Source organism: Oceanidesulfovibrio marinus, assembly GCF_013085545.1.
GTDB lineage: Bacteria > Desulfobacterota > Desulfovibrionia > Desulfovibrionales > Desulfovibrionaceae > Oceanidesulfovibrio > Oceanidesulfovibrio marinus.
The window spans coordinates 4,478,513-4,490,928 of record NZ_CP039543.1; the positions used below are offsets into that span (position 1 = coordinate 4,478,513).

Below are 12,416 nucleotides of genomic sequence, written 5' to 3' on the forward strand. Positions count from 1 at the left end.
CTCTAAAAATTGAAGAGTCTTCCGGGGGAACACTTTAAAAAAGCAAAGAGTCTTCTGGGGGAACACCTTTCTGAAGAAAGGTTCTTCCCCCGAACCCCCTTTCTAAAGACTTTTATCTGTTCTTCCTGAAATAACTCAGTATGTTGTGTTGTGCTTGTAAACGTCAGAAGAGCAGCCCAGTTAAAAAGTTTAGGAAGGGGAGTGCGAGGGGGAAAACAGCGCTGCTATCGTCATCCCAAAGGTGCGAACGTCCGCACCCAAGGACTGACGTCCTTTTTAAAGGGTTCCCCCCTTGCATCCCACCAGCGAGAAACACGCCCTAGTCGGGAAGGCTCACGGTTTCCAGGTGGTAGCTGCTCTCCGTGGGGTGCATGCGGTAGCCCTGCACGTCCTTGGCCACGGCGTCCACGTTGACGTAGTAGTTGAGGTAGGCCATGGGCGAATCCTCCATCAGCAGCTCCTGAATCTGGTCGTAGATGACCTTGCGCTTGGTCTGGTCGAACTCGGCCCGGCCTTCCAGCAGCAGCGCGTCGACCTTGTTGTTCTTATAGTGGTAGGCACCCCAGCCGCCGGCGAGCGCGTTGGTGGAGTAGTAGTCCTTCATGAGGTTGTAGTCCGGGTCCGGCACAAAGAGCAGGCCGCGTCCCACCAGGAACATGTCGTGCTTGCCCTGCTTGGCCATGGCCTCGGCCGCATCCACCTGGACCACGATCAGCTCCACGTCGAAGCCGACATCGCCGAGCTGCGCCTGCACGACCTCGGCCGTGGGGGGCAGGGCCGCGCGCTCCGGGTAGGTCACCAGCTTGACGTGAAGCGGCGCGCCGTCCTTTTCTCGGATGCCGTCGCCGTTCTCGTCCACCCAGCCGGCCTCGGTCAGGAGCTTCTTTGCCGCAGCCGGATCAAAGGGAAAGCCCTGCACGTTCTCGTTGGCCCAGAAGACCATGGGCGGGTAGAGCGTGGTGGCTGTTTCGCCAACGCCTTCCAGCACGTAGTCCACCAGGTCCTGGCGGTTGACGGCCAGGTTCACGGCCTTGCGCACCCGAATGTCGGAGAACGGCTCCTTGGCCATGTTCAGCCCCATCATCCGGCAGCGGCCGATGGCGGTGCGCATGATCGTGAACTTGCCGGACTGCTCCAGAGAGTCGATGGCGTCCGGCGGCAGGATCTGGGCGATGTCGAGGTCTCCGGCCCGCAGCATGGCCAGCCGGGTCACGGCGTCGGGCACGGCGCGGTAGACCACTTTGGCCACCTTGGCCTTTGGGCCCCAGTAGGCGTCGTTGCGCGCCAGGACCACCTCGTTCTTGGGCTTCCAGCTCTCAAAGACAAAGGGTCCGGTTCCGACCGGCTTGATGATTTCGTCCGATTCGTCAAAGGAGGAAGGCGCCAGGGGCGCACTCTCACCCATGGCCATGTACGCGGCCAGCGGGGCAAAGGGCTCTGTTGTCGTCAGCACGAGGGTGTGGTCGTCGGGCGCCTCGATGGACTGCAGCGGCACATCCTTGAGCAGCGAGCCCACCCGCTGCAAACGCTCCAGGCTGGATTTGACGCTGCCGGCGGTAAGCGGCGTTCCGTCGTGGTAGAGCACACCTTCGCGCAGCGTGAAGGTCCAGGTTTTCTTGTCCGGGGAGATGGTCCAGGACTCGGCCAGGCCGGGGACCAGCTTGATGTTCTCGTCCACCTCGATGAGGTTATCGATCACGCCGAGGCGTTTGTATACGTATCCGGATTTATGGACGTCTAAGGTCTTGGGCCCCCACGGGCCGCCGACGTTGAGCACGCCGTTTTGCCCTGCCGAAGCCAGCGTTGCGCCAAAGAGGCTCAGACACAGGGCAAGCGTCATCACCCCTACCAGTTGAATGCGCGAATGTAGCATGATTCCTCCACGGAGACTGTTTTGTTGACACGTTAATGAAATGCGTGTCACCAATCAAGCCGTCATATTGATTTTTTATCCAGGCATCGCTTTGGAATCAGGACCCCACGCCAAGGAGGCAGCAATGGGAACAGCTACAGCCTGTCGCTGGCAGGAACGCTGGCGCGAGCAGATGGTCGATATGGCCGCGCGCAGCGATACACCGTATTGGAACCGCAGGGCCGCGGATTACGACGACTTCATCACCACCAGCCGCTTTGATTACGGCGGGCGCATGGCCGAGCTGCTGGCGGCAGAGGGCATGCTTGCTCCGCACTCGTCCGTGCTGGAGATCGCCTCGGGTGTGGGCGCGGTGACCCTGCCCCTGGCGCGTCTGGCCGGACGGGTCACGGCTGTGGAGCCGGCCCGGTCCATGGCCGATCTGCTGGCCAAGAACGCTGCCACCGCCGGCCTGGACAACCTGGACGTCGCTGTAGAGGACTTCGCCTCCTTTGCGGCCCAGGCTCCGGATGCGAGCTACGACATGGTCTTTCTCTGCCATGCGGCGTGGCAGTTCCCGGACATCGCCGGGCTCATCCAGGAGATGTCCCGGCTCTCGCGCGGCTGGTGCTGCCTGGCCGACACCATGGGCCAGGGCGACGCCGAGCATCGGGAGATGCAGCAAAAGCTGGCCATAGGCACGCCGACTCTGGACCGCTCGCTTTATCTGTACAACGTGCTGAGCGAGATGGGGCTGCCCGCCAGCCTGGCGCCTGTCCGCCACGTGATGCGCCGTTCTGCGGACTCGGCCCGCTCCATGTGGACGAATCTGGTCTCCAAGTACCGCGACGTCTCGGCCGGGGACGAGCAGATAATCGACGAGTTTGTGGCCGCGCGCAGCACCGGCGGCGTGTATGAAACACCGGGGGCCATGGCCCTCATGTGGTGGAGGGTTCAATGAGTCAGGCGAACAACGTGATGGAAGCGTCTGAAGTGTCTGGAGTATCTTGGGACGAGCTGCTCGATGTGGCGCACTGGGAGCGGCTCTGGGAAGAGCGGTGGGACACCCGCGAGACGATGTACGTGGGCGAGGCCCACATGGGATACTGGCAGGCGCGGGCCGAGGACTTCTCGGACGGCCGCCGGGCGTACGACTTCGATTTCGGCCGCCAGATCGTCCAGGCGCTGTCCTCCCATCTACCGCAGCATGCCGAGGTGCTGGACGTGGGCTGTGGACCGGGCAGCCTGCTCATTCCCCTGAGCCAGGCCGGCCACCACGTCACGGCTGTGGAGCCGGCGGAGCAGATGATCGCGCAGCTTCAGGCCAACGCCACCGCGGCTGGAGTGGGCGAGTACGAGGTTCTCCAGCAGTTCTGGCAGGACGTGGACGTGCAGGAGCTGACCGGTCACTTTGACCTGGCCTTGTCGGCCATCACCATGTGGATGTTCCGAGATTTGCGTGTGCAGCTGGAGCGACTGGAAACCGTTTCCCGCGGCCTGTGCTGCGTGGTGGGCGGCGCCGGCGGCGAGGCCAGCGGCCACAGCGACGGGCTCTGGTCGGCCATCATGGGCGACGCGCGCCAGCCCGGCTACTCCGAGTTCCCCCTGGTCTTCAACCTGCTCTACGCCATGGGCCGGCTGCCCGAGGTCCGCATTGTGGACTACCGCACCGAGCGTTCCGTGGAAAGCAAGATCCGGCAGCAGCAGCTCTTTTACGCCAAGTACACGGCCATGACCCCGGCGGTGGAAAAGCTCATCGAGGACGCGATGCGCAACGCGGGGGAGTCCGGCATGGTGCAGGAATCCTGCAAGGCCTCGGTCGTGTTTTGGAACGCTCCAGGCGCAGGACGCTGATTGTGGCGCAGGCATTCTCCGAGCGACTGCGGCGAAGTATGGACGACCACACCCGATGGTGCAGGAGCTGAGCGCGGCCCTCGGCCGGACAGTGGCGCTGTGCGCCGCTGTGCTGCCGGTGATGCTGCTGGGCTGTCTGGCCGGGAGCGTACTGACCTCGTCCCGGGCCGGCCAGCGCTGCGGCGCCCTCTGCTCCCCGGTGGCGCGGCTGGCCGGGCTGGACAGGTACGGCTCCACCTATCTGGTGCTGTGCTTTTTGAACTTCAACGCGGCCAACGCCTACCTGGCGTCTCTGATCCGGGCCGGCAGGGTGCGGAAGTCAGGCCTGCTGGGCGTCTATCTGGCGGGCTGGCTCCCGGCAAGCTGCCACTACTATGTCTTCTACTTTGCGCCGATCCTGCTGCCCGCGCTGGGCGTGGGCACGGCAGGCCTTGTGCTGGCGCTTTACGTTGCGGCGAGCCTGGCCATTTTTGCGGCGGGCGCGGCTCTGAACCGCGCGCAGGGCAGCATGGGGTCAGGGTCTGACAACTCTGCCGGGCCGCAGCCGCTCGATTGGCCGGCCTGGCCCGGCTGGAGGAGTGTACTGCGGCAGGGCGGCAGGCAGTTCGCCGGCATTGCGGCTGTCTTTGCGTCGTGCATCCTGGTGGTCGAGCTCGTCATCGCCTCACCCCCTGCGCGGGCGTTGCTGGACATGATCCAGCCTGCAATCGCCTGGACCGGCGCGCCGCCCGCGTCAGCGCTGGTGGTTGCCGCGGCCCTGCCCAGCGCCATGGGCGGTTTCGCCGTGGCCATCGCCTGTCTGGGCGACTCGCTGCTGAGCCTGGCGCAGCTGCCGGTGGTGCTCATGGCCGCCGCCCTGGGGCACGCCGTATTCTCCGCCTTCACCCACTTCCTTCCGGCCAACGTGGCCATATTCGGGCCCACGGCTGGCGCACGGCTCACCTTCACCAGCCTCTGCGTCAGGCTTCCCTGTCTGATCCTGGCGCTGGTGGCGGCGTGGCTCCTGACCGCGATGCCGACGATCCCTGGGTGATCAGAGGAGGCAGGCCCCCTGCCCCTGGGGCACGCCGTGCGCAAGCGGGCAGGGCAGGGGAGGTGCGAGTCCGTGCGTTGCCCACCATTCCTCAAGGGGTTGCGAGTGCTCTTGCAGCCCTTTTTCTATGGGGAAACAGCTGGTTCGGAGGCGTCGATTGGGGCAGGGGCTTTCATCCTGGCGCTTTTCCAGAGCCGGACAGCGCCGAGGAAGAAGTATAGTTCGAAGGTAGTAAGCAGCACAACAGAAGGTACCGTGCTCAAGTAATAGTCAAAGAACTCGATTGACCCTGAATGGTATATGAGAAATGACAGTGGGATAATACTAAGGATGGAGTAGGTACAGTGAAGAGTAGCCAAGATCCTCCGAGCAAGCCGTATCCCACGCACGATGCCAAGCATCAGGACAAGGAAAATACCGAGGCCAAGGAAGCTGAGAAACAGGGTGCGACCATACAGCAAGCGAAAGATTGCCATGACAGAATAATACAGAAAGCAGAAAGTCAGATACACCGGCGGACTAACGATTGCATTGTACAGGTTCGACATATAATAAGTCTACTTGGTACGTTGATGTATGCTATCAGTTTGGAGATTAGCAATAGGTCAACAGTTTATTCAAGTTCATTGCGCCAGAGCCGTATAGCACCAAGAAAAATATAAAGATTGATGGATAGTATCAGAGCAGTAGATGACACTGTATTTAAATTATATCCGAGGATATCCGTTGTGCCTGCATGATATATAAGCGACGAAAGGAGAAAAAGACCAAAGAGGACGTAGATGACGTGAAGAACAGCCAGTATTTTACATGTAAATCGAATACGGTACACAATTCCAAGTAACAAAACGAGAAAAATGCCAAAACTTAAGAAGCTATGAAGCAGAGTGTAGCCTGAAAGTAAGCGAAGGAGTGCCATCAATGCATACAGTATGAAGCATACTGTCAGATATATGTGTGGGCTAATGATTGTGTTGTAAAAATTCAGCATCATATTTGCTCTGCTGGTATAGAACGTCATTGATTGCCACAGGGAAGATTCGTAACTTCTTCAATAATTTCATCTACTACTTGCTGGAATTGGTTCTTTCCATAATACCAGATGTCTCTAGTCGCATCGGATGCAGAGTATGAATTAGCGCGATTTAAAAGTTCGAGTTCCCACCGAGGGCAATCAGCATATAATTTTGCCTTATGGTGCAACTCTTTTTGGACAGCTTTTCGTAAGGCGACGACAGCGAAAGGGGCGCTTTCGCTTAGAAAAAAGTCATTAACGGGCATGTGCCAACTGTCAGGTTCCGGAGGGTCCAAGTTGTCTTTCAGTCTTTGCCGAGCCAGATCTCCCCTGTCTTTGAGATAATCCTGAACGTAGGCGCCAATTTCTAAAAGCGTTTCTCTGAGAACATTTCTGCCAGGAGACTGGGTCTGGGGCTGCGATGCAGCAGATGCGGAAAGAATCGGCACAACGGCGCACTTGCAATTCGGATGCGGCCGTGGGGGTACATCATTATAGGAAAATTTTTGACCGTCCAGGTCGGTGCACTTTTTACAAGCGCCTTCATTAGCCTACCATACCCACTTTGCCGATGGGTCATGTTTATAAATTATAGCATCGGCGTCAGTCAATGGTGTTTCCAATTTGTTCATCACTCCTCCTATTTTGTGGTCCAATTCCATCAGAATTCAGGAGTGACTCCCATCCAGAAGTATTTCCTCCAGATTAAGGAAACGGGAACCATCTTCAGAGGCCCGGGAAAGCGCGTTTCGCCAGAATGGGGAACGGTTGTACCGGTGCGACGTATGCAAGTGCGGAAGGTGCGGCAGCGCAGCGTCGCACTTTTTTTTCGTCAATATGCAGATCAACGCCTTGACTTTGAGAACCGTTTTCAATATCACCTGGACCACCCCGTTCATCAACACCGCCAGGAGAAGAAACCACATGTTTTGGAATCGACATCGTCACGGCAAGGGCAGGCGCTGCTCAATTCTTTCACCCGCCGAGACCGCAGGCTGCCCGGTCTGCGGAGAGTTCCAGCCCCTGAGCACCGTGGGCAAGGGCTGCCGCTGCCGCATCCGGCGTCATCGCGCCCACGGGGCCGTGCGCCAGCGCCTCATGGACATGGGGTTCGTGCCCAACACCGAGATCGAGGTCGTCCGCGTGGCCACCCTGGGCGACCCCATGGAGATCCGCGTCGGCGACTCCTTTGTTACCTTGCGCAAGCGCGAGGCCGACCAGATCGAAATTTTCGCAGCCTAGCTCCTCCCTGCTCGCATCCAACCTCTGCCCCTCCAACGAGCGCAATCCATGTCCTCCAAACGAACCATCCTCGTGGGACTGGCCGGCCAGCAGAACTCCGGCAAGTCCACGATTTTCAATATGCTTACCGGCGCGAATCAGCATATCGCCAACTATCCCGGCGTCACTGTGGACAAAAAGGTCGGCAGCTATCGTGACAGCGCCGGCCGTGTCGAGGTGGTGGACCTGCCCGGCACCTACAGCCTGACGTCCTTCTCCCTGGAAGAACGCGTTACGCGGGACTTTCTGCGCAACGAGAAACCCGACGCCGTGGTGAACGTTCTGGACACCTCGCAGCTCAAGCGCAGCCTTTATCTGACGTTTCAGCTGCTGGAAATGGGCATGCCCCTGGTGCTTGCCTGCAACATGGTGGATGTTGCCGAGGCGCGGGGCATGGCGCTGGACGCGAACGTTCTCTCGTCGGCTCTGGGGGTCTCGGTTGTTACGACCGTGGGGCGCAAGGGCGCGGGCAAGGCCGATCTGCGCGATGTTATCCGCACTACGGCGTCGCGCGAATCCGGGGCCGAGACGCCGCGCACCGTGGTGGCGTATGATGAGCTGGAGCCGCACATCGCCGCCGTTGAGAAACGGTTGAACGAAGCGTCGGGTCTGGCGCTCATTGTGCCACCGCGCTGGCTGGCACTGAAGCTTCTGGAAGGGGATAGCGAGGCGGCAGGCATTCTGGAAGCCAGCCATTCGGACGCAGCCGGCGTGCTCACGCTGGTCAGGAGCCTGGCCACATCATTCGAGGAGGAGATGGACATCAGCCCGGCGGACCACATCGTGAGCTGTCGGGACGAGCTTGCGTCGCAGATCGTTGCGGCGTGTATGACGCAGGAAAAATCGAAGCGCGCCTCCCTTTCCGAGAAGGTGGACCGCTTCGTGCTGAACCGCGCCCTTGCGCCGTTCGTGCTCGTGCTTTCGGTCTACTGCATCTATGAGCTGTCCATTGTCCAGGGCTACGAGCTGACCAAGTTCACATGGCCGGCGCTGGCCTGGCTGCGCGAGACAGTCGCGTCGCTGCTGCCGTTTCCCGGCCTGCTTGAGGACTCGCTGCTGCGCTCCCTGGTGCTGTGGATGGTGGACAGCGCGAACACGCTTTTGAACTACGTGCCGATCTTCTTCATCCTTTTCGCGCTCATCGCCATTCTCGAAGACTCCGGCTACATGGCGCGCATCGCCTTTATCCTGGACCGCATCTTCCACAGCTTCGGCCTGCACGGGCAGTCCACCCTGCCGTTCATTCTGGGCGGCGTCTTTGCCGGCGGCTGCGCCGTGCCCGGCGTGATGGCCACCAAGGGTATACCGGACGAGCGCTCGCGCCTGGCAACAATCCTGACCGTGCCGTACATGAACTGCCTGGCCAAGGTGCCACTCTACACGCTGCTGGTGAACATCTACTTTGCGGCGCACAAGTCCTGGGCCATGCTCTTCATCTCCACCATCACCATCATCATGGCGCTGATCATCGCCAAGTTCCTCACCAGCGTGGTGCTGCGGGGCAAGGAGACGGCGCCGTTCGTCATGGAAATGCCGACGTACCACCTGCCCACTGTGCTGGGCGTGCTGCGGCGCTCGGTGGACCGTACCTGGCAGTACATCAAGAAGGTCGGGACCATTGTTGTGGCGGTCTCCGTGTGCGTGTTCTTCCTGCTGCAGTTCCCCGGTGTGCCCGAGGAGCATATGGCGGATTACCGGGGCCGCATCGACGAGGCCATGACCGAATTCCGTGCGGATGTGGCGGCCCTGGGCGAGACTCCCTATCTGCAGCTGGTGCAGGGGGAAGGCCTGGAGGATCTGGTTATCGTGTACGACGAGTACCGCGCCGCCAGGCTGGGCGGCGGGAGCAATGTGAATGAGGAGTTCGAGGCCACCTATCCCGAGTTCTATCCGCTGATCGCCCGTAGCGGCGACGCTGCGGCCAAGAAGATCAACCGCATGCTGCGCGGGCTTTCCAACACGCGCAAGACCATCCGCAGGGAGATCCGCAGCGAACAGATCGCGAACAGCTTCTTCGGCCGTCTGGGCCGGCTCCTGGAGCCCGTCACGCACTTTGCCGGTTTTGACTGGAAGGTGAACATCGCGCTCATCAGCTCTTTTGCTGCCAGGGAGTCCAGCGTGGCCACCCTGGGCGCCATCTTCCAGGAAGGCGCCGACGAAGGCGCAACCCTGGAGCAGCGTATGGCCTCCGAAAGCAACTCCGAGGGCCGCACACCGCTGGGCGCTCTGGCCCTGATCATCTTCTTCGCTCTCTACCCGCCGTGCCTGGCGACCACGATCATGGTCAAGGTCCAGACCGGCTCGTACAAGTGGATGCTCTTCTCCATCATGTTCCCCACCGTGCTCGGGCTTGCCGTGTCCAGCGTCGTCTTCACGGGCGGCTCCGTGCTGGGTCTTTCCGGAGTGGAGGCCATGGGCGTGTTCTACGGCGCCGCCCTGATCCTGGCCGTGGCGCTCGCCTTTGTGCCGGACCCGGCCTGGAACGCGCCGAAAACGACATATGTTGAACAAAGCTAGGAGCACGTCATGTGGGAATATCTGATCGTCGCCCTCATCGTGGGCTGGGCTGTGTACTTTGTCTGGAAAACTTTCTTCCGCAAGCGTGGATGCTCGTGCGGCAGCGGGACCTGCGACTCGGGCTCCAAAGGCAAGGACGCCCCGTGCTGCGGCGGGAGCGCAACCATCAAGCCCATGGCCAAGGATGCTGGCCAGGATGAAGATCGCTGAGGAGTAAACGCAGGGCGACGCAGAGTTGCCCGCCAGCAGCAATGCCTGGACGAAGCGTTACGCGGGTTGCCGTCACTGGGCTCTTCGGCCTTGCTGCGTCTTTCCTCGCGTTCGATAAGTAACTATTTATTTTTGTTAAGGATATGTCCTTGATGTAGAAGGGCATGAATCGAAACCACCCCAAGTGAATCCAAACTAAGGAGAATTCGTATGCGACACTTTGTATCCCTGGCTCTGCTGACCGGGCTCGTCCTCATGGCCTCAGTGGCCTTTGCCCACACGCCGCTGTGCTCGTGCTTCGACAACGGCGACGGCACCGTGCTCTGCGAAGGTGGCTTTTCCGACGGCTCTTCGGCCTCGGGCGTGAAGATGCATGTCAAGGACGGCTCGGGCAACGTGGTCCTCGAAGGCCAGATGTCCGAGAACAGCGACTTCGAGTTCGACAAGCCTGAAGGCGATTACGTAGTGGTCTTTGACGCCGGCGAGGGCCATGTCATCGAGATTCCGGGCTCCGAGATCGTCGAGTAGCAGCGGGTACGTGCGCCGTGCGGCGGCATGCCCGCTTTTTTTGTCAAGACGTTTTGAGAATGGGAATCACTTTAAAAGTAAAGGAAGGATCATGAAACGATTATTGCTCGCCTTGTGTTTCACCCTTGTTACTGCGGTCCCGGCTTTCGCCCATTTCCAGATGATCTACACCCCGGAGATCGCGCTTCCGGAGGGCGACGCCCTGGACATGAAGCTCGTCTTCACCCACCCCTTCGAGGCCGGCCACACCATGGACATGGCTCCTGTGGAGGAGTTCTACGTGGTCAGCCAGCGCGGCGAGGAAGCCAAGCCCAAGAAGACCGATCTCAAGGAGTATCTCGCGGAGATCAGCTGGACCAGCCTGACCAACTCCGGCAAGGCGTACGAGGCCAAGCTGCCCAAGAAGATCGTCCGCTCCATGGGCGACTACGTCTTTGTGCTGGTTCCCGGCCCCTACTATGAGGAAGAGGAAGACATCTACATCCAGCAGATCACCAAGGTCGTCGCCAACGTGGGCGGCGTGCCCGGCAACTGGGGCGAGCCCGTGGGCCTGCCCACCGAAATCGTGCCCTTGGACAAGCCCTACGCCAACTGGACCGGCGGCGTGTTCCGCGGCGTGGTTCTTTCCGACGGCAAGCCGGTGGCCAACGCCGATCTTGAGATCGAGTTCATGAACCATCCGCCTGTGCCCGGCAAGAACGCATTCCAGAAAGAGGCGTTTGCCGAGGCTCCGCAGGACTCCTTCGTGACCATGGGCATCAAGACCGACGCCAATGGCGAGTTCACCGTGGGCATTCCCCATGCCGGATGGTGGGGCGTCTGCGCGCTGGGCTCCGGACCGGCCAAGGAGTTCGATGGCAAGGAACTCTCCCAGGACGCCGTCCTGTGGTTCAAGGCTGTGGACATGAAATAACAGCTGGTTCCTGACTGTCCCAGCAGGCGCCGCGGCGGTGCTTCTCTCCCATTCGCCGCGGCGCCTATACCAGTAAACAGAATCGAGGAAGTGCTGAAAACGTATCGAATCAGCAAAAAGGTTCGCTCCATGCCATCGAACGGAACTCTCAATACTGCTTCGCGGATGTCCGGAAAAGAAGAAAGCACCATGGTCGCGGTGTTCATACATTCCTTACGTTCCATTGTGCTGCAGCTCGTTGCCCCATTCGGACACCTCGTGAACATTATTTCCGGATGGGGCGTGGTCTTCAAGATCCGGCTCCTGTTGTTCTTCTGCGTGGTGGCGCCAGTTCTTGTTTCGCTCATCCTTCTGGAGGCCCATGTCCAGGATTTGCGATTGCTGCTCGTCATGTCTCTTGTGCTCTCAATCATCTGCTTCGAGCCCATGGCGAAGATCCTGAGCTATCTGCTGATTCGCAAGGAGCTCAAGGATATCGAGATGTTCTGCATGCGCCTCAAGCAGGGAGACTACAGCGGCAGCTTTGCACTGCCCCACGAGACGGACGACGAGCACGAGCTCACCGCGCTCAAGCGCAACCTGAACTGGATGGCGCATGTGATCTCGCGCCGGGAGTCGCGCCTTCACGCAGCCCTGGAGGGCGCGAACGAGGACAGGAACAGGTACGAGTCCCTTTCCAACATCGATCCGCTCACCGGCCTGGCCAACCGGCGGCGCTTTGAAACGCGTCTTGCCGAGCTGGCCCACGAAGCCGCCGTGACCAGACGCCCGCTTTCGATCATGTTCATCGATTGCGACAAGTTCAAGAGCATCAACGACAGCATGGGGCACCAGGCCGGGGACCAGCTCCTCAAGCGCCTGGCCGCGATCATCCGGAGCAGCGTGCGGGAGTACATCGATCTGCCGTTCCGCTACGGCGGCGACGAGTTCGGCGTCGTCTGCGTCGGCATGACGTCGGAGCAGGCCGGGGAGGCGGCGGAGCGCATCTGCGACGCCTTTTACACGCATCGCATCGGCGACGTGACCCTCAGCGTGGGGGTTGCCGGGTATGTTTCCAAGACCCGCAGTTACGATCCGCAGAGCGTCACGGATCTTGTCCAGACGGCGGACAAGGCCGCCTACCAGGCCAAGGCCCAGGGAGGAAACCAGGTGATCATCGTCCGGGAGAGCGAATGATGGGAGATCCTTGTACTTCGCTGCATTCTGGCAGCCT

Annotated in this window: 11 protein-coding genes; 9 read left to right on the forward strand and 2 right to left on the reverse strand. The window is 60.3% G+C overall.

From position 1 onward, the window contains the following. Positions 1-319: 319 nt before the first annotated feature. Positions 320-1,873, reverse strand: a complete 1,554-nt coding sequence (locus E8L03_RS19625; RefSeq protein ID WP_171268275.1) for an ABC transporter substrate-binding protein — start codon at positions 1,871-1,873, stop codon at positions 320-322. Between the two features lie 124 nt (positions 1,874-1,997). Here E8L03_RS19625 and E8L03_RS19630 point away from each other — a divergent pair, with 124 nt between their 5' ends. The 3 genes from E8L03_RS19630 to E8L03_RS19640 are packed head-to-tail and all read left to right on the forward strand — an operon-like array spanning position 1,998 to position 4,739. Then, the gene (locus E8L03_RS19630; RefSeq protein ID WP_171268276.1) at positions 1,998-2,813 is read left to right on the forward strand and encodes a class I SAM-dependent methyltransferase; all 816 of its coding nucleotides are present in this window, start codon (positions 1,998-2,000) and stop codon (positions 2,811-2,813) included. Continuing rightward, on the forward strand, positions 2,810-3,706 hold the full coding sequence (locus E8L03_RS19635; protein ID WP_171268277.1) for a class I SAM-dependent methyltransferase: 897 nt from the start codon (positions 2,810-2,812) through the stop codon (positions 3,704-3,706). Before E8L03_RS19630 ends, E8L03_RS19635 begins: the two co-directional genes overlap by 4 nt. A 55-nt stretch (positions 3,707-3,761) precedes the next feature. Beyond that, positions 3,762-4,739, forward strand: a complete 978-nt coding sequence (locus tag E8L03_RS19640) for a hypothetical protein (protein ID WP_171268278.1) — start codon at positions 3,762-3,764, stop codon at positions 4,737-4,739. Positions 4,740-5,756: 1,017 nt separating this feature from the next. Here E8L03_RS19640 and E8L03_RS19645 read toward each other — a convergent pair. Next, positions 5,757-6,203 carry a hypothetical protein gene (locus E8L03_RS19645; RefSeq protein ID WP_171268279.1) on the reverse strand — a complete coding sequence of 149 codons (447 nt, stop codon included), beginning with the start codon at positions 6,201-6,203 and terminating at the stop codon, positions 5,757-5,759. Between the two features lie 475 nt (positions 6,204-6,678). Between E8L03_RS19645 and E8L03_RS19650 the strand changes: the two genes are divergently transcribed. The 6 genes from E8L03_RS19650 to E8L03_RS19675 all read left to right on the forward strand — a co-directional run bounded on the left by E8L03_RS19650 (position 6,679) and on the right by E8L03_RS19675 (position 12,379). Further along, entirely contained in the window at positions 6,679-6,996 is a 318-nt protein-coding gene (locus E8L03_RS19650; protein WP_171268280.1) for a FeoA family protein, read from the forward strand. A gap of 48 nt (positions 6,997-7,044) precedes the next feature. After that, positions 7,045-9,552: a ferrous iron transport protein B gene (gene feoB, locus E8L03_RS19655; protein ID WP_171268281.1), complete on the forward strand. Its 2,508-nt coding sequence runs from the start codon at positions 7,045-7,047 to the stop codon at positions 9,550-9,552. A gap of 9 nt (positions 9,553-9,561) precedes the next feature. Further along, positions 9,562-9,762 (forward strand): hypothetical protein, encoded by a 201-nt coding sequence (locus tag E8L03_RS19660; protein ID WP_171266204.1) that lies wholly within the window; start codon positions 9,562-9,564, stop codon positions 9,760-9,762. 210 nt (positions 9,763-9,972) lie between these two features. Beyond that, positions 9,973-10,290, forward strand: coding sequence for a hypothetical protein (locus tag E8L03_RS19665; protein WP_144306906.1), 318 nt, complete (start codon positions 9,973-9,975; stop codon positions 10,288-10,290). A 91-nt stretch (positions 10,291-10,381) separates the two neighbouring features. After that, positions 10,382-11,203: a DUF4198 domain-containing protein gene (locus E8L03_RS19670; protein ID WP_144306905.1), complete on the forward strand. Its 822-nt coding sequence runs from the start codon at positions 10,382-10,384 to the stop codon at positions 11,201-11,203. Between the two features lie 258 nt (positions 11,204-11,461). Beyond that, positions 11,462-12,379: a GGDEF domain-containing protein gene (locus tag E8L03_RS19675; RefSeq protein WP_167512620.1), complete on the forward strand. Its 918-nt coding sequence runs from the start codon at positions 11,462-11,464 to the stop codon at positions 12,377-12,379. The last annotated feature ends 37 nt before the right edge of the window (positions 12,380-12,416 follow it).